The organism is Neisseria sp. P0021.S006 (genome assembly GCF_051956895.1).
In genome coordinates, this window is sequence record NZ_JBQCWZ010000020.1 from 1 (window position 1) to 13,753 (window position 13,753).

At 42.0% G+C, this 13,753-nt stretch carries 28 protein-coding genes and 1 pseudogene; all 29 read left to right on the top strand.

What is annotated here, in order from left to right; translation table 11 throughout:
- A pseudogene (locus ACTHUM_RS05880) lies at positions 1-134 on the top strand (hypothetical protein); the annotation flags it as partial.
- Between the two features lie 17 nt (positions 135-151).
- Positions 152-463, top strand: a complete 312-nt coding sequence (gene rpsJ / locus ACTHUM_RS05885; protein ID WP_002642322.1) for a 30S ribosomal protein S10 — start codon at positions 152-154, stop codon at positions 461-463.
- Positions 464-715: 252 nt separating this feature from the next.
- On the top strand, positions 716-1,360 hold the full coding sequence (rplC, locus tag ACTHUM_RS05890) for a 50S ribosomal protein L3 (protein WP_004520188.1): 645 nt from the start codon (positions 716-718) through the stop codon (positions 1,358-1,360).
- Positions 1,360-1,980: a 50S ribosomal protein L4 gene (gene rplD / locus ACTHUM_RS05895; RefSeq protein ID WP_003684798.1), complete on the top strand. Its 621-nt coding sequence runs from the start codon at positions 1,360-1,362 to the stop codon at positions 1,978-1,980. Before rplC ends, rplD begins: the two co-directional genes overlap by 1 nt.
- Complete coding sequence (rplW, locus tag ACTHUM_RS05900) at positions 1,977-2,291, top strand: 50S ribosomal protein L23 (RefSeq protein ID WP_002243944.1); 315 nt, start codon at positions 1,977-1,979, stop codon at positions 2,289-2,291. Before rplD ends, rplW begins: the two co-directional genes overlap by 4 nt.
- A 5-nt stretch (positions 2,292-2,296) precedes the next feature.
- Positions 2,297-3,130: a 50S ribosomal protein L2 gene (gene rplB / locus ACTHUM_RS05905; RefSeq protein ID WP_003684813.1), complete on the top strand. Its 834-nt coding sequence runs from the start codon at positions 2,297-2,299 to the stop codon at positions 3,128-3,130.
- A 5-nt stretch (positions 3,131-3,135) separates the two neighbouring features.
- Entirely contained in the window at positions 3,136-3,414 is a 279-nt protein-coding gene (rpsS, locus tag ACTHUM_RS05910; RefSeq protein ID WP_002215422.1) for a 30S ribosomal protein S19, read from the top strand.
- A gap of 8 nt (positions 3,415-3,422) precedes the next feature.
- The gene (gene rplV / locus ACTHUM_RS05915; RefSeq protein WP_003749277.1) at positions 3,423-3,752 is read left to right on the top strand and encodes a 50S ribosomal protein L22; all 330 of its coding nucleotides are present in this window, start codon (positions 3,423-3,425) and stop codon (positions 3,750-3,752) included.
- 9 nt (positions 3,753-3,761) lie between these two features.
- Positions 3,762-4,454 (top strand): 30S ribosomal protein S3, encoded by a 693-nt coding sequence (gene rpsC / locus ACTHUM_RS05920; RefSeq protein WP_004520189.1) that lies wholly within the window; start codon positions 3,762-3,764, stop codon positions 4,452-4,454.
- Entirely contained in the window at positions 4,438-4,854 is a 417-nt protein-coding gene (rplP, locus tag ACTHUM_RS05925) for a 50S ribosomal protein L16 (protein ID WP_003684741.1), read from the top strand. Before rpsC ends, rplP begins: the two co-directional genes overlap by 17 nt.
- Complete coding sequence (rpmC, locus tag ACTHUM_RS05930) at positions 4,854-5,045, top strand: 50S ribosomal protein L29 (RefSeq protein WP_003684705.1); 192 nt, start codon at positions 4,854-4,856, stop codon at positions 5,043-5,045. The genes rplP and rpmC overlap by 1 nt, the downstream gene beginning before the upstream one ends.
- Positions 5,045-5,308, top strand: coding sequence for a 30S ribosomal protein S17 (rpsQ, locus tag ACTHUM_RS05935; RefSeq protein ID WP_003684766.1), 264 nt, complete (start codon positions 5,045-5,047; stop codon positions 5,306-5,308). The genes rpmC and rpsQ overlap by 1 nt, the downstream gene beginning before the upstream one ends.
- A gap of 227 nt (positions 5,309-5,535) precedes the next feature.
- Positions 5,536-5,904: a 50S ribosomal protein L14 gene (rplN, locus tag ACTHUM_RS05940; RefSeq protein ID WP_002215434.1), complete on the top strand. Its 369-nt coding sequence runs from the start codon at positions 5,536-5,538 to the stop codon at positions 5,902-5,904.
- Positions 5,905-5,915: 11 nt separating this feature from the next.
- Positions 5,916-6,239, top strand: coding sequence for a 50S ribosomal protein L24 (gene rplX, locus ACTHUM_RS05945; RefSeq protein WP_004520190.1), 324 nt, complete (start codon positions 5,916-5,918; stop codon positions 6,237-6,239).
- Between the two features lie 9 nt (positions 6,240-6,248).
- A complete protein-coding gene (gene rplE / locus ACTHUM_RS05950; protein WP_003684750.1) occupies positions 6,249-6,788 on the top strand; it encodes a 50S ribosomal protein L5 in 540 nt (179 codons plus the stop codon).
- A gap of 2 nt (positions 6,789-6,790) precedes the next feature.
- Positions 6,791-7,096, top strand: coding sequence for a 30S ribosomal protein S14 (gene rpsN, locus ACTHUM_RS05955; RefSeq protein WP_003684736.1), 306 nt, complete (start codon positions 6,791-6,793; stop codon positions 7,094-7,096).
- A 14-nt stretch (positions 7,097-7,110) separates the two neighbouring features.
- Positions 7,111-7,503: a 30S ribosomal protein S8 gene (gene rpsH, locus ACTHUM_RS05960; protein ID WP_003684738.1), complete on the top strand. Its 393-nt coding sequence runs from the start codon at positions 7,111-7,113 to the stop codon at positions 7,501-7,503.
- A 13-nt stretch (positions 7,504-7,516) separates the two neighbouring features.
- Positions 7,517-8,050: a 50S ribosomal protein L6 gene (rplF, locus tag ACTHUM_RS05965; protein WP_004464590.1), complete on the top strand. Its 534-nt coding sequence runs from the start codon at positions 7,517-7,519 to the stop codon at positions 8,048-8,050.
- A gap of 13 nt (positions 8,051-8,063) precedes the next feature.
- Positions 8,064-8,417, top strand: coding sequence for a 50S ribosomal protein L18 (rplR, locus tag ACTHUM_RS05970; protein ID WP_003749287.1), 354 nt, complete (start codon positions 8,064-8,066; stop codon positions 8,415-8,417).
- Positions 8,418-8,434: 17 nt separating this feature from the next.
- Positions 8,435-8,953, top strand: coding sequence for a 30S ribosomal protein S5 (rpsE, locus tag ACTHUM_RS05975; RefSeq protein ID WP_003684704.1), 519 nt, complete (start codon positions 8,435-8,437; stop codon positions 8,951-8,953).
- Positions 8,946-9,131, top strand: coding sequence for a 50S ribosomal protein L30 (rpmD, locus tag ACTHUM_RS05980; RefSeq protein WP_003684808.1), 186 nt, complete (start codon positions 8,946-8,948; stop codon positions 9,129-9,131). The genes rpsE and rpmD overlap by 8 nt, the downstream gene beginning before the upstream one ends.
- A 1-nt stretch (position 9,132) precedes the next feature.
- Positions 9,133-9,567 (top strand): 50S ribosomal protein L15, encoded by a 435-nt coding sequence (rplO, locus tag ACTHUM_RS05985; RefSeq protein WP_004520192.1) that lies wholly within the window; start codon positions 9,133-9,135, stop codon positions 9,565-9,567.
- Between the two features lie 13 nt (positions 9,568-9,580).
- The gene (gene secY / locus ACTHUM_RS05990) at positions 9,581-10,894 is read left to right on the top strand and encodes a preprotein translocase subunit SecY (RefSeq protein ID WP_004520193.1); all 1,314 of its coding nucleotides are present in this window, start codon (positions 9,581-9,583) and stop codon (positions 10,892-10,894) included.
- Positions 10,895-10,898: 4 nt separating this feature from the next.
- A complete protein-coding gene (infA, locus tag ACTHUM_RS05995) occupies positions 10,899-11,117 on the top strand; it encodes a translation initiation factor IF-1 (protein WP_003684714.1) in 219 nt (72 codons plus the stop codon).
- Between the two features lie 18 nt (positions 11,118-11,135).
- Complete coding sequence (gene rpmJ / locus ACTHUM_RS06000; RefSeq protein WP_003697674.1) at positions 11,136-11,249, top strand: 50S ribosomal protein L36; 114 nt, start codon at positions 11,136-11,138, stop codon at positions 11,247-11,249.
- Between the two features lie 67 nt (positions 11,250-11,316).
- The gene (gene rpsM, locus ACTHUM_RS06005; RefSeq protein ID WP_003749295.1) at positions 11,317-11,679 is read left to right on the top strand and encodes a 30S ribosomal protein S13; all 363 of its coding nucleotides are present in this window, start codon (positions 11,317-11,319) and stop codon (positions 11,677-11,679) included.
- A gap of 19 nt (positions 11,680-11,698) precedes the next feature.
- On the top strand, positions 11,699-12,094 hold the full coding sequence (rpsK, locus tag ACTHUM_RS06010; protein ID WP_002216249.1) for a 30S ribosomal protein S11: 396 nt from the start codon (positions 11,699-11,701) through the stop codon (positions 12,092-12,094).
- A 19-nt stretch (positions 12,095-12,113) separates the two neighbouring features.
- Positions 12,114-12,734 carry a 30S ribosomal protein S4 gene (gene rpsD, locus ACTHUM_RS06015; RefSeq protein ID WP_003749296.1) on the top strand — a complete coding sequence of 207 codons (621 nt, stop codon included), beginning with the start codon at positions 12,114-12,116 and terminating at the stop codon, positions 12,732-12,734.
- Positions 12,735-12,759: 25 nt separating this feature from the next.
- Positions 12,760-13,746, top strand: coding sequence for a DNA-directed RNA polymerase subunit alpha (locus tag ACTHUM_RS06020; protein ID WP_003684706.1), 987 nt, complete (start codon positions 12,760-12,762; stop codon positions 13,744-13,746).
- The last annotated feature ends 7 nt before the right edge of the window (positions 13,747-13,753 follow it).

Below are 13,753 nucleotides of genomic sequence, written 5' to 3' on the forward strand. Positions count from 1 at the left end.
TAATGCCAGGTGAGAACGTAACCATTACTGTAGAACTGATTGCGCCTATCGCTATGGAAGAAGGTCTGCGCTTTGCGATTCGCGAAGGTGGTCGTACCGTAGGTGCGGGTGTGGTTTCTTCTGTAATTGCTTAATTGAGGGATATTGATAAATGGCAAACCAAAAAATCCGTATCCGCCTGAAAGCTTATGATTACAGTCTGATTGACCGTTCTGCGCAAGAAATCGTTGAAACTGCCAAACGTACTGGCGCTGTTGTTAAAGGTCCGATTCCTTTGCCAACTAAAATCGAACGTTTCAACATCTTGCGTTCTCCTCACGTGAATAAAACTTCTCGTGAACAATTGGAAATCCGTACCCACTTGCGTCTGATGGACATCGTGGACTGGACTGACAAAACTACTGATGCACTGATGAAACTGGATCTTCCAGCGGGTGTGGATGTAGAAATTAAAGTTCAATAAGAACTGAAAAACCGAACAGCTTGGCTGTTCGGTTTTTTTATAGAATTCTTAGGCCGTCTGAAAATTGTCAGACATTTGGCAACGCTTCATCCGAAAAAAATGATGGTTTTAAGAAGTTAAATTGAAATTTTTGTTGATATTTCTTTGATTTGTCAATTATAATGGTGGACTTGGTACATCCGTATCAAGTTTAACTTTGTCTGAAAGGCAGGCCAATCGTAGCCCGCCCCTTTACTTAAAAGGAAAATAATCATGACTTTAGGTCTGGTTGGACGCAAAGTTGGTATGACTCGCGTGTTCGACGAACAGGGTGTTTCTGTTCCGGTAACTGTTTTGGATATGTCTGCCAACCGCGTTACACAAGTGAAATCCAAAGATACTGACGGCTACACTGCTGTACAAGTTACCTTTGGTCAGAAAAAAGCTAATCGTGTCAACAAAACTGAAGCCGGTCACTTTGCTAAAGCGAGTGTTGAAGCTGGTCGCGGTTTGGTTGAGTTTGCTTTGACTGAAGAAAAGCTGGCTGAATTAAAAGTCGGTGATGAAATTACCGTTTCTATGTTTGAAGTTGGTCAATTGGTAGATGTAACCGGTACCTCTAAAGGTAAAGGTTTCTCTGGTACGATCAAACGTCATAACTTCGGTGCTCAACGTACTTCCCACGGTAACTCCCGTTCTCACCGTGTTCCTGGTTCTATCGGTATGGCACAAGACCCTGGTCGCGTGTTCCCTGGTAAACGTATGGCAGGTCAATACGGTAACACTAAAGCAACTGTTCAAAAATTGGAAGTTGTGCGTGTTGATGCTGAACGCCAACTCTTGTTGGTTAAAGGTGCTGTTCCGGGTTCGGTTAACAGCGACGTCGTGGTTCGTCCTAGCGTGAAAGTAGGTGCGTAATGGAATTGAAAGTAATTGACGCTAAAGGACAAGTATCTGGCAGCTTGGCTGTTTCTGATGCTTTGTTTGCTCGTGAATACAATGAAGCTCTGGTTCACCAACTGGTTACTGCTTACTTGGCAAATGCCCGTTCTGGTAATCGTGCTCAAAAGACTCGTGCCGAAGTAAACCACTCTACTAAAAAACCATGGCGCCAAAAAGGTACCGGTCGTGCTCGTTCCGGTATGACTTCTTCTCCGCTGTGGCGTAAAGGTGGTCGTGCATTCCCAAACAAACCTGACGAAAACTTCACTCAAAAAGTGAACCGTAAAATGTACCGTGCCGGTATGGCGACTATTTTGTCCCAATTGGCTCGTGATGAACGTTTGTTTGCAATCGAAGCATTGACTGCTGAAACTCCTAAAACCAAAGTTTTTGCTGAACAAGTGAAAAATTTGGGTTTGGAGCAAGTTCTGTTTGTAACTAAACAGCTCGACGAGAATGTTTACTTGGCTTCACGCAACTTGCCTAACGTATTGGTTTTGGAAGCTCAACAAGTTGATCCTTACAGCTTGCTGCGTTACAAAAAAGTCGTTATCACTAAAGATGCAGTTGCACAATTAGAGGAGCAATGGGTATGAATCAACAACGTTTGACTCAAGTAATCTTGGCACCTATCGTTTCTGAAAAAAGCAACGTATTGGCTGAAAAACGTAACCAAATGACGTTTAAAGTTTTGGCAAATGCAACAAAACCTGAAATTAAAGCGGCTGTTGAGCTGCTGTTCGGCGTTCAAGTTGCAGACGTTACTACTGTTACCATTAAAGGTAAAGTTAAACGTTTTGGTCGCACTTTAGGTCGTCGCAGCGATGTTAAAAAGGCTTATGTAAGCTTGGCTGCCGGTCAAGAGTTGGATTTGGAAGCCGCTGCTGCAGCTGCAGATAAGGAATAAACAAAATGGCAATCGTTAAAATGAAGCCGACCTCTGCAGGCCGTCGCGGCATGGTTCGCGTGGTAACAGAAGGTTTGCACAAAGGTGCACCTTATGCACCTCTGCTAGAAAAGAAAAATTCTACTGCCGGTCGTAACAACAATGGTCATATCACTACCCGTCATAAAGGTGGTGGCCATAAACATCATTACCGCGTTGTAGATTTTAAACGTAACAAAGACGGTATCCCTGCAAAAGTAGAGCGTATCGAATATGACCCTAACCGTACTGCATTTATCGCACTGTTGTGCTATGCAGATGGTGAGCGTCGCTACATCATTGCTCCTCGTGGTATTCAAGCCGGTGCAGTATTGGTTTCCGGTGCTGAGGCTGCTATCAAAGTAGGTAACACTTTGCCGATCCGCAATATTCCTGTTGGTACAACTATTCACTGTATCGAAATGAAACCAGGTAAAGGTGCGCAAATTGCGCGTTCTGCTGGTGCTTCTGCGGTATTGCTTGCAAAAGAAGGTGCTTACGCTCAAGTTCGTTTGCGTTCTGGTGAAGTACGCAAAATTAGCGTAAATTGCCGTGCAACTATCGGTGAAGTTGGTAACGAAGAACAAAGCCTCAAAAAAATCGGTAAAGCTGGTGCTAACCGCTGGCGTGGTATTCGTCCGACCGTTCGTGGTGTTGTAATGAACCCTGTTGATCACCCGCATGGTGGTGGTGAAGGCCGTACTGGTGAAGCTCGCGAACCGGTTAGCCCATGGGGTACTCCTGCTAAGGGCTACCGCACTCGTAATAACAAACGCACGGATAACATGATTGTTCGTCGTCGTTACTCAAATAAAGGTTAATTAGTATGGCTCGTTCATTAAAAAAAGGCCCATATGTAGACCTGCATTTGCTGAAAAAAGTAGATGCTGCTCGTGCAAGCAACGACAAACGCCCAATTAAAACTTGGTCACGTCGTTCTACCATTTTGCCTGATTTCATTGGTCTGACTATCGCTGTACACAACGGTCGCACTCACGTGCCTGTGTTTATCAGTGACAACATGGTTGGTCATAAATTAGGTGAGTTCTCATTGACCCGTACCTTTAAAGGCCACTTGGCCGATAAAAAGGCTAAAAAGAAATAAGGTGAATCATGAGAGTAAGTGCACAACATAAAAACGCCCGTATTTCAGCTCAAAAAGCTCGTTTGGTAGCTGATTTGATTCGTGGTAAAGACGTTGCCCAAGCTTTGAATATCTTGGCATTCAGCCCTAAAAAAGGTGCTGAGCTGATTAAAAAAGTATTGGAATCAGCAATCGCCAATGCCGAACACAACAATGGTGCAGACATTGACGAACTGAAAGTGGTAACTATCTTTGTTGACAAAGGTCCAAGCTTGAAACGTTTTCAAGCTCGTGCCAAAGGTCGCGGTAACCGCATCGAGAAACAAACTTGTCATATTAACGTGACAGTGGGCAACTAAGGAAAAGCTATGGGACAAAAGATTAACCCTACAGGCTTTCGCCTGGCGGTAACTAAAGACTGGTCTTCAAAATGGTTTGCTAAAAGCACCGACTTTTCTACTGTTTTGAAACAAGATATTGATGTTCGTAACTACTTGCGTAAAAAACTGGCTAATGCTTCAGTTGGTCGCGTAGTGATCGAGCGTCCTGCTAAATCTGCACGTATTACTATTCACTCTGCTCGTCCAGGTGTGGTTATTGGTAAAAAAGGTGAGGATATTGAAATCTTGAAGCGTGACTTGCAAACTCTGATGGGTGTGCCTGTTCATGTAAATATTGAAGAGATTCGTCGTCCTGAATTGGATGCACAAATCATTGCTGATGGTATTGCCCAGCAGCTTGAAAAACGTGTTCAATTCCGTCGCGCTATGAAACGTGCAATGCAAAATGCAATGCGTTCTGGTGCTAAAGGCATCAAGATCATGACTTCAGGTCGTCTGAATGGTGCTGATATCGCTCGTAGCGAATGGTACCGTGAAGGTCGTGTGCCTTTGCATACTTTGCGTGCGAACGTAGATTATGCAACTAGCGAAGCGCACACTACTTATGGTGTACTGGGTCTGAAAGTTTGGGTTTATACAGAAGGTAATATTAAATCTTCTAAACCTGAGCATGAGAAGAAACAAAGAAAGGCAGGTGGACGTAATGCTGCAGCCAACTAGACTGAAATATCGCAAGCAACAAAAAGGTCGTAATACCGGTATTGCTACTCGCGGTAACAAAGTAAGTTTCGGTGAGTTCGGTTTGAAAGCCGTAGGTCGTGGTCGTTTGACTGCCCGCCAAATCGAAGCTGCTCGTCGTACTATGACTCGTCATATTAAACGTGGCGGTCGTATTTGGATTCGTGTATTCCCTGATAAACCAATTACTGAAAAACCTATCCAAGTTCGTATGGGTGGCGGTAAAGGTAATGTGGAATATTACATTGCTGAAGTTAAACCAGGCAAAGTATTGTACGAAATGGACGGTGTTCCTGAGTCTTTGGCTCGTGAAGCATTTGAATTGGCCGCTGCCAAATTGCCTATTCCTACAACCTTTGTAGTAAGACAGGTGGGTCAATAATGAAAGCAAATGAATTGAAAGACAAATCTATTGAGCAATTAAACTCTGATTTGTTGGACTTGTTGAAAGCTCAGTTTGGCTTACGCATGCAAAATGCAACCGGTCAGTTGGGTAAATCTAGCGAGTTGAAACGTGTACGTCGCGATATTGCTCGTATTAAAACCATTTTAACTGAAAAAGGTGCTAAGTAATGAGCGAAGCTAAAAATGTTCGTACTTTGCAAGGCAAAGTGGTAAGCGACAAAATGGACAAAACTGTTACAGTATTGGTTGAACGTAAGGTTAAACACCCTCTGTACGGTAAAATTATTCGTTTATCAACTAAAATCCATGCCCATGATGAAAACAATCAATATGGCATTGGTGATGTAGTGGTAATCGAGGAATCTCGTCCTTTGTCAAAAACCAAGTCTTGGGTTGTAAAGGAATTGGTTGAGAAAGCCCGTACTGTTTGATTTAAAACACAGTAATGCAGCTTAATAAGAAACGAAGTCTTGCAGCAAAGTTAATTTGCGTGTAAACTTCGTTTCTTATCTTCCAGCTTCTTATGGAAGTTTCTCTCCCTTCGGGATCCAAGACTGGTTTACTAGAACCGTGATGGTTTCATTTAATAAGCAGCTTAAAGTAAGGTGCGAGTTATATGAAAGTGGTAAATTAAGTTGGTTAATTTAAAGGTACTAATATGATTCAAATGCAGACCATCTTAGATGTGGCTGATAACTCTGGTGCGCGTCGCGTAATGTGCATCAAAGTATTAGGCGGATCTAAGCGTCGCTACGCTTCTGTTGGCGACATTATTAAAGTTGCAGTTAAAGATGCAGCCCCGCGTGGTCGTGTCAAAAAAGGTGATGTATACAATGCGGTAGTTGTTCGTACTGCTAAAGGTGTGCGTCGTCCTGATGGTGCGTTAATTAAATTCGATAACAATGCTGCTGTGTTGTTGAATAATAAACTTGAACCTCTGGGTACCCGTATTTTTGGTCCGGTAACCCGTGAATTGCGTACTGAGCGATTTATGAAAATCGTTTCATTGGCGCCTGAAGTATTATAAGGAATAGCGCGATGAATAAAATCATTAAAGGCGATCAGGTTGTAGTGATTACCGGTAAAGATAAAGGTAAGCAAGGTCAAGTAGTTCGAGTATTGGGTGATAAAGTTGTTGTTGAGGGTGTTAATGTTGTAAAACGCCATCAAAAACCTAATCCAATGCGTGGTATTGAGGGTGGCATTATTGCTAAAGAAATGCCTTTAGATATTTCTAATATTGCAATCCTGAATCCGGAAACTAATAAAGCAGACCGTGTTGGTATTAAGCTGATTGAAAATGAAGGCAAAGTTAAACGCGTTCGTTTCTTCAAATCAAATGGCTCTATCATTGGAGCATAAGGAGATAACATGGCTCGTTTGAGAGAGTTTTATAAAGATACAGTTGTTCCTGAATTGGTTAAACAATTTGGTTACAAATCAGTAATGGAAGTTCCACGTATTGAAAAAATCACCTTAAATATGGGTGTAGGTGAAGCTGTTGCTGATAAAAAAGTAATGGAGCATGCTGTTTCTGATTTAGAGAAAATTGCTGGTCAAAAACCAGTTGTTACTGTTGCTCGTAAATCTATCGCAGGTTTTAAAATCCGTGATAACTATCCAGTTGGTTGCAAAGTAACATTGCGTCGTGATCAAATGTTTGAATTCTTAGATCGTTTGATTACTATTGCATTGCCTCGCGTACGTGACTTCCGCGGTGTAAGCGGTAAATCATTTGATGGTCGTGGCAATTACAATATGGGCGTTCGTGAGCAAATTATTTTCCCGGAAATTGAATACGATAAAATCGATGCTTTGCGTGGTTTGAATATTACTATTACAACTACTGCAAAAACTGATGAAGAAGCGAAAGCTTTGTTGTCACTGTTCAAGTTTCCGTTTAAAGGATAATCATGGCTAAGAAAGCACTTATTAATCGTGAGCTGAAACGTCAAGCATTGGCGAAAAAGTTTGCAGCTAAACGTGAGGCAATTTTCGCTGTTATTAATGATGCTAATGCGACTGAAGAAGAACGTTTTGAGGCACGTTTGAAATTTCAATCCATTCCTCGTAATGCAGCACCTGTACGTCAACGTCGTCGTTGTGCTTTAACAGGTCGTCCTCGTGGCACTTTCCGTAAATTTGGTTTGGGCCGTATTAAAATCCGTGAAATCGCTATGCGTGGCGAGATCCCTGGTGTTGTTAAAGCTAGCTGGTAATAGGAGTATAAATAATGAGTATGCATGATCCTATTTCCGATATGTTGACTCGTATTCGCAATGCGCAACGTGCTAATAAAGCAGCAGTTGCCATGCCTTCTTCTAAACTGAAATGTGCAATTGCAAAAGTTCTGAAAGAAGAAGGTTATATCGAGGATTTTGCGGTTTCTGCTGATGCAAAACCGGTATTGGAAATTCAATTGAAATACTATGCAGGTCGTCCTGTGATTGAGCAAATTAAACGTGTTTCACGTCCAGGTTTGCGTATTTACAAAGCATCAAGTGAGATCCCTAGCGTAATGAATGGCCTGGGTGTCGCTATTGTTAGTACTTCTAAAGGTGTAATGACTGATCGCAAAGCCCGTTCTGAGGGTGTTGGTGGTGAGTTGTTGTGCATCGTAGCCTAGTGGAGAAAAGTAAATGTCACGCGTCGCAAAAAACCCAGTGACTGTTCCTGCTGGTGTAGAAGTAAAATTCGGAACAGATGCATTGGTTATCAAAGGTAAAAACGGCGAATTGTCTTTTCCTTTGCATTCCGATGTTGCTATTGAACTGAACGATGGTAAATTGACTTTTGCTGCAAAAAATGACAGTAAACAGGCTAATGCTATGTCTGGTACTGCTCGTGCATTGGTTAATAACATGGTTAAGGGTGTTTCTGAAGGTTTTGAGAAAAAACTTCAATTGATTGGTGTGGGTTATCGTGCCCAAGCTCAGGGCAAAGTTTTGAACTTGTCTTTGGGTTTCTCTCATCCAATCGTATACGAAATGCCTGAAGGTGTTTCTGTTCAAACTCCTAGCCAAACAGAAATCGTTTTGACTGGTGCAGATAAACAAGTGGTTGGCCAAGTCGCTGCTGAAATTCGTGCATTCCGTTCTCCTGAGCCTTATAAAGGTAAAGGTGTTCGTTATGTGGGTGAAGTAGTAGTGATGAAAGAAGCCAAGAAAAAATAATTGAGGTTCACTAATGGATAAACATACAACCCGACTCCGTCGTGCACGCAAAACCCGTGCGCGTATTGCGGACTTGAAAATGGTAAGATTATGTGTGTTCCGCAGCAATAATCATATTTATGCTCAAGTAATTAGTGCTGAAGGTGATAAAGTATTGGCTCAAGCCTCTACATTGGAAGCTGAAGTACGTAGTAGCCTGAAATCAGGTAGTAACGTTGAAGCAGCAGCTGTAGTTGGTAAGCGTATTGCTGAAAAAGCTAAAGCAGTGGGTGTTGAAAAAGTTGCTTTTGACCGTTCAGGTTTCCAATATCACGGTCGTGTGAAAGCTTTGGCTGAAGCTGCACGTGAAAATGGTTTAAGCTTCTAATATTTGGAGACTTTCAGATGGCAAAACATGAAATTGAAGAACGCGGTGACGGCCTGATTGAAAAGATGGTCGCAGTTAATCGCGTGACTAAAGTAGTTAAAGGTGGCCGTATCATGGCTTTCTCTGCACTGACTGTTGTTGGTGATGGTGATGGTCGCATCGGTATGGGCAAAGGTAAATCAAAAGAAGTACCAGTTGCTGTTCAAAAAGCAATGGATCAAGCTCGACGCTCTATGATTAAAGTACCTTTGAAAAACGGTACTATTCATCATGAAGTTATTGGTCGTCATGGTGCTACTAAGGTATTTATGCAACCTGCTAAAGAAGGTAGCGGTGTGAAAGCTGGTGGTCCAATGCGTTTAGTATTTGATGCTATGGGTATTCATAACATTTCAGCTAAAGTACATGGTTCTACTAATCCTTACAATATTGTACGCGCTACATTAGACGGTTTGTCTAAATTGTATACCCCTGCTGATATTGCTGCTAAACGTGGCTTGACAGTAGAAGATATTTTGGGAGCTAACCATGACTGAGCAAAAAAAGATTAAAGTTACATTGGTTAAGAGCCTGATCGGTACAATTGAATCTCATCGTGCATGTGCTCGCGGTTTAGGTTTGCGCCGTCGTGAACATACTGTAGAGGTTTTGGATACCCCTGAAAACCGTGGCATGATCAATAAAATCAGCTACTTGTTGAAAGTGGAGTCTTAATATGTTTTTGAATACTATTCAACCTGCTGAGGGTGCTACTCACGCTAGTCGTCGTGTAGGCCGTGGTATTGGTAGCGGCTTGGGTAAGACAGGTGGTCGTGGTCATAAAGGTCAAAAAAGCCGTTCTGGTGGCTTCCACAAGGTAGGTTTTGAAGGCGGTCAAATGCCTTTGCAACGTCGTCTGCCGAAACGTGGTTTCAAATCTTTGACTGCGGCCGCTAATGCTGAAGTTCGTTTGAGTGAATTGAATCTGATTGCTGTGAACGAGATTGATGTCTTGGTTCTTAAACAAGCTGGTCTGATTCCTGCAACTGCTTCTAATGTAAAAGTTATTGCTTCTGGTGAAATCTCAAAAGCAGTTACCTTGAAAGGTGTAAAAGCTACTAAAGGTGCTAAAGCTGCTATTGAAGCTGCCGGTGGTAAAGTAGAAGAATAAGGCTTGCACTACAGTGGCTAATCAACAATCTTTATCAGGATTATCCAAATTTGGTGATCTGAAAAAACGTCTGGTGTTCCTTTTAGGTGCTTTAGTCGTTTTCCGTATTGGTGCTCATATACCGGTACCGGGCGTAGATGCTGTTGCATTAGCTAAGTTATACGAAGGCGCTGCAAACGGCATATTCGGAATGTTAAATATGTTCTCGGGTGGTTCGTTGGAGCGCTTTAGTATATTTGCAATTGGTATCATGCCTTATATTTCATCGTCGATTATTGTTCAGCTTGCTTCTGAAATTGTTCCTTCTTTAAAAGCTTTAAAGAAGGAAGGTGAGGCTGGTAGGAAAATAATTACGAAATATACTAGGTATGGGACGGTATTATTGGCTGTATTGCAAAGCTTTGGTGTTGCAACATTTGTTTATCAACAAGGTGTTGTTGTAACGAGTTCGCTTGAGTTTCATATTTCTACAGTGGTCTGTTTGGTTACAGGTACTATGTTTCTGATGTGGTTAGGGGAGCAAATTACCGAGCGTGGTATTGGTAATGGTATTTCTTTAATTATTACAGCAGGCATTGTATCGGGTATCCCATCCGGTATTGTTCGGTTATTAACTTTGACTGAACAAGGCTCTATGAGTATGTTGATGGCGGTATCAATTGTGATTGGTATTTTGCTGTTGATCTATGCTGTAGTTTATTTTGAGAGTGCTCAGCGTAAAGTTCCTGTGCATTATGCTAAAAGACAGTTTGGCTCTGGAATAATGCCGGGACAAAGCATTCATATGCCGTTCAAGCTAAATATGGCAGGTGTTATTCCTCCTATTTTTGCTTCCAGTATTATTTTATTTCCATCTACACTTTTAGGTTGGTTTGGTTCAAATAGTACGAATTCTGTTCTTCATAAGGTTGCTGCAATGCTGCAACACGGACAGCCTTTGTATATTGGATTGTTTGCAACAACTATTATCTTCTTCTGCTATTTCTATACTGCTTTAGTATTTAGCCCTAAAGAAATGGCTGAGAATTTGAAGAAAAGTGGTGCATTTGTACCTGGTATTCGCCCAGGTGAGCAAACTTCTAGATATTTGGAAAAAGTTGTACTGAGACTAACATTATTTGGTGCTTTGTATATCACTACAATCTGTCTGATACCTGAATTTTTAACGACAGCATTGAATGTACCTTTCTATTTAGGCGGAACATCTTTGCTTATCTTGGTTGTCGTTACAATGGATTTTAGGACGCAAATCAATTCCTACGTAATGAGCAGTCAGTATGAAGATTTGATGAGTCGTCCAGATATGAAATCTTTATCACGTAAGTAGGCTTATGGCTAAAGAAGATACCATACAGATGCAGGGTGAAATCCTTGAGACTTTGCCCAATGCAACGTTTAAAGTAAAACTGGAAAATGATCATGTAGTACTTGGTCATATCTCTGGAAAAATGCGAATGCACTATATCCGTATTTCTCCAGGTGATAAGGTAACAGTTGAATTAACTCCTTATGATTTAACCCGTGCTCGGATTGTTTTCCGAGCAAGATAAACGATAAAAGGAAATAAAATGCGTGTACAACCTTCTGTAAAGAAAATTTGTCGCAATTGCAAGATTATTCGTCGTAATCGTGTAGTTCGCGTAATTTGTACTGACCCACGTCACAAACAACGTCAAGGTTAAGAAGCTAGTTTTCTTAACTATTGATTTTGTGGTATAGTGACATACTTTGCCCTAAAAAGGAAAAAATATGGCTCGTATTGCAGGGGTAAATATCCCTAATAATGCCCATATCGTAATTGGCCTTCAGGCTATTTATGGTATTGGTGCGACTCGTGCTAAATTGATTTGTGAGGCAGCAAATATTGCTCCTACTACTAAAGCAAAAGATTTGGACGAGGCTCAATTAGACGCTTTGCGTGAGCAAGTTGCTAAATATGAAGTTGAAGGCGATTTGCGTCGTGAAGTAACGATGAGCATTAAACGACTGATGGATATGGGTTGCTATCGCGGCTTCCGTCATCGTCGTGGCTTGCCTTGTCGTGGTCAACGCACTCGCACAAATGCTCGTACCCGTAAAGGTCCGCGCAAAGCGATTGCCGGTAAGAAATAAATTTTAAGGAATTTGATTAATGGCTAAAGCAAACACAGCTTCGCGTGTACGTAAAAAAGTACGTAAAACCGTAAGCGAAGGTATTGTGCACGTTCATGCATCTTTCAACAATACCATCATTACAATCACTGACCGTCAAGGCAATGCATTGTCTTGGGCTACCTCTGGCGGCGCTGGTTTTAAAGGTTCTCGTAAAAGTACACCATTTGCAGCACAAGTTGCAGCAGAAGCAGCTGGTAAAGTTGCCCAAGAGTATGGCGTTAAAAATTTAGAAGTCCGCATTAAAGGCCCTGGCCCTGGTCGCGAATCTTCTGTACGTGCTTTAAACGCTCTTGGTTTCAAGATTACCAGCATTACTGACGTTACCCCGTTGCCTCATAACGGTTGCCGTCCGCCTAAAAAACGTCGTATTTAATATTGGAGTGATTTAAAACATGGCACGTTATATTGGCCCTAAATGTAAATTAGCACGTCGCGAAGGTACGGATCTGTTTTTGAAGAGTGCACGTCGCTCTTTGGATTCAAAATGTAAAATGGATTCTGCACCTGGTCAGCACGGTGCGAAAAAACCACGTTTGTCAGACTACGGTTTGCAATTGCGTGAAAAACAAAAAATCCGTCGTATTTATGGTGTGTTAGAACGCCAATTCCGTCGTTACTTTGCGGAAGCTGATCGTCGTAAAGGTTCTACCGGTGAATTGCTGTTGCAATTGCTGGAGTCCCGTTTGGATAATGTCGTTTATCGTATGGGTTTTGGCTCTACCCGCGCTGAAGCACGTCAATTGGTTTCTCATAAAGCTATCGTTGTAAACGGTCAGGTTGTTAATATCCCTTCTTTCCAAGTTAAAGCAGGCGATGTTGTAGCTGTTCGTGAAAAAGCTAAGAAACAAGTACGTATCCAAGAGGCATTGAGCTTGGCTACTCAAATTGGCTTGCCAAGCTGGGTATCTGTTGATGCCGACAAATTGGAAGGTGTATTCAAAAATATGCCGGATCGCTCAGAATTGTCTGGCGATATTAATGAACAGCTGGTGGTAGAGTTCTACTCTAAATAATGCTAGCTCAATGAGGGACAGTTAAATGCAAAATAGCACAACCGAATTTTTGAAACCTCGTCAAATCGATGTAGATACCTTGTCTTCTACTCGAGCTAAGGTGTCTATGCAGCCATTTGAGCGTGGTTTTGGTCATACTTTAGGTAATGCTTTGCGTCGTATCTTACTGTCATCCATGAATGGCTTTGCCCCAACTGAAGTAGTTATTTCTGGCGTATTGCACGAATACTCTACTATTGATGGTGTTCAGGAGGATGTTGTTGACGTTCTCTTGAACATTAAAGGTATCGTATTCAAGCTTCACGGTCGTAACCAAGTTCAGTTGACTTTGAAGAAAACAGGTGCCGGTGCAGTTGTAGCCGGTGATATTGATTTGCCACACGATGTGGAAATCATCAATCCTGAACATGTTATTTGCCACTTGGCTGACAATGGCCAAATCGACATGGAAATTAAAGTAGAGCAAGGTCGTGGTTATCAGTCTGTTTCAGGCCGTCGCGTATTGCGTGATGAGAACAAACAGATTGGTGCGATTCAGTTGGATGCGAGCTTTTCGCCCATCAGTCGTGTTAGCTTTGAAGTTGAACCTGCACGCGTAGAGCAACGCACGGATTTGGATAAATTGGTTTTGGATATTGAAACCAATGGTTCTATTGATCCAGAAGAAGCTGTACGTAGTGCCGCACGTATCTTAATTGACCAAATGTCTATTTTTGCAGATCTGCAAGGTACTCCGGTTGAAGAGGTTGAAGAAAAAGCACCTCCTATCGATCCTATCTTGCTGCGTCCTGTAGATGATTTGGAATTAACCGTACGTTCAGCTAATTGTCTGAAAGCTGAAGATATTTACTATATTGGCGATTTGATTCAACGTACTGAAACCGAGCTTCTCAAGACCCCTAATTTGGGTCGTAAATCTTTGAATGAGATCAAAGAAGTGTTGGCCTCTAAAGGTCTGACATTAGGTTCCAAATTAGAAGCTTGGCCGCCTGTAGGCTTAGAAAAGCCGTAAGTTTGAA

Excerpts from the sequence above, each read along its gene's own strand:
- rplF (WP_004464590.1), top strand. The coding sequence starts at position 7,517 with ATGTCACGCGTCGCAAAAAACCCAGTGACTGTTCCTGCTGGTGTAGAA.
- rpsS (WP_002215422.1), top strand. The coding sequence starts at position 3,136 with ATGGCTCGTTCATTAAAAAAAGGCCCATATGTAGACCTGCATTTGCTG.
- rpsH (WP_003684738.1), top strand. The coding sequence starts at position 7,111 with ATGAGTATGCATGATCCTATTTCCGATATGTTGACTCGTATTCGCAAT.
- rpsJ (WP_002642322.1), top strand. The coding sequence starts at position 152 with ATGGCAAACCAAAAAATCCGTATCCGCCTGAAAGCTTATGATTACAGT.
- rplE (WP_003684750.1), top strand. The coding sequence starts at position 6,249 with ATGGCTCGTTTGAGAGAGTTTTATAAAGATACAGTTGTTCCTGAATTG.
- rpsE (WP_003684704.1), top strand. The coding sequence starts at position 8,435 with ATGGCAAAACATGAAATTGAAGAACGCGGTGACGGCCTGATTGAAAAG.
- rplP (WP_003684741.1), top strand. The coding sequence starts at position 4,438 with ATGCTGCAGCCAACTAGACTGAAATATCGCAAGCAACAAAAAGGTCGT.
- rplB (WP_003684813.1), top strand. The coding sequence starts at position 2,297 with ATGGCAATCGTTAAAATGAAGCCGACCTCTGCAGGCCGTCGCGGCATG.
- rpmD (WP_003684808.1), top strand. The coding sequence starts at position 8,946 with ATGACTGAGCAAAAAAAGATTAAAGTTACATTGGTTAAGAGCCTGATC.
- rpsD (WP_003749296.1), top strand. The coding sequence starts at position 12,114 with ATGGCACGTTATATTGGCCCTAAATGTAAATTAGCACGTCGCGAAGGT.
- rplC (WP_004520188.1), top strand. The coding sequence starts at position 716 with ATGACTTTAGGTCTGGTTGGACGCAAAGTTGGTATGACTCGCGTGTTC.
- rplN (WP_002215434.1), top strand. The coding sequence starts at position 5,536 with ATGATTCAAATGCAGACCATCTTAGATGTGGCTGATAACTCTGGTGCG.
- rplW (WP_002243944.1), top strand. The coding sequence starts at position 1,977 with ATGAATCAACAACGTTTGACTCAAGTAATCTTGGCACCTATCGTTTCT.
- rpsM (WP_003749295.1), top strand. The coding sequence starts at position 11,317 with ATGGCTCGTATTGCAGGGGTAAATATCCCTAATAATGCCCATATCGTA.
- rpmC (WP_003684705.1), top strand. The coding sequence starts at position 4,854 with ATGAAAGCAAATGAATTGAAAGACAAATCTATTGAGCAATTAAACTCT.
- ACTHUM_RS06020 (WP_003684706.1), top strand. The coding sequence starts at position 12,760 with ATGCAAAATAGCACAACCGAATTTTTGAAACCTCGTCAAATCGATGTA.
- rplD (WP_003684798.1), top strand. The coding sequence starts at position 1,360 with ATGGAATTGAAAGTAATTGACGCTAAAGGACAAGTATCTGGCAGCTTG.
- rpsQ (WP_003684766.1), top strand. The coding sequence starts at position 5,045 with ATGAGCGAAGCTAAAAATGTTCGTACTTTGCAAGGCAAAGTGGTAAGC.
- rpsC (WP_004520189.1), top strand. The coding sequence starts at position 3,762 with ATGGGACAAAAGATTAACCCTACAGGCTTTCGCCTGGCGGTAACTAAA.
- rpmJ (WP_003697674.1), top strand. The coding sequence starts at position 11,136 with ATGCGTGTACAACCTTCTGTAAAGAAAATTTGTCGCAATTGCAAGATT.
- rpsK (WP_002216249.1), top strand. The coding sequence starts at position 11,699 with ATGGCTAAAGCAAACACAGCTTCGCGTGTACGTAAAAAAGTACGTAAA.
- rplX (WP_004520190.1), top strand. The coding sequence starts at position 5,916 with ATGAATAAAATCATTAAAGGCGATCAGGTTGTAGTGATTACCGGTAAA.
- rplV (WP_003749277.1), top strand. The coding sequence starts at position 3,423 with ATGAGAGTAAGTGCACAACATAAAAACGCCCGTATTTCAGCTCAAAAA.
- rplO (WP_004520192.1), top strand. The coding sequence starts at position 9,133 with ATGTTTTTGAATACTATTCAACCTGCTGAGGGTGCTACTCACGCTAGT.
- rpsN (WP_003684736.1), top strand. The coding sequence starts at position 6,791 with ATGGCTAAGAAAGCACTTATTAATCGTGAGCTGAAACGTCAAGCATTG.
- rplR (WP_003749287.1), top strand. The coding sequence starts at position 8,064 with ATGGATAAACATACAACCCGACTCCGTCGTGCACGCAAAACCCGTGCG.
- infA (WP_003684714.1), top strand. The coding sequence starts at position 10,899 with ATGGCTAAAGAAGATACCATACAGATGCAGGGTGAAATCCTTGAGACT.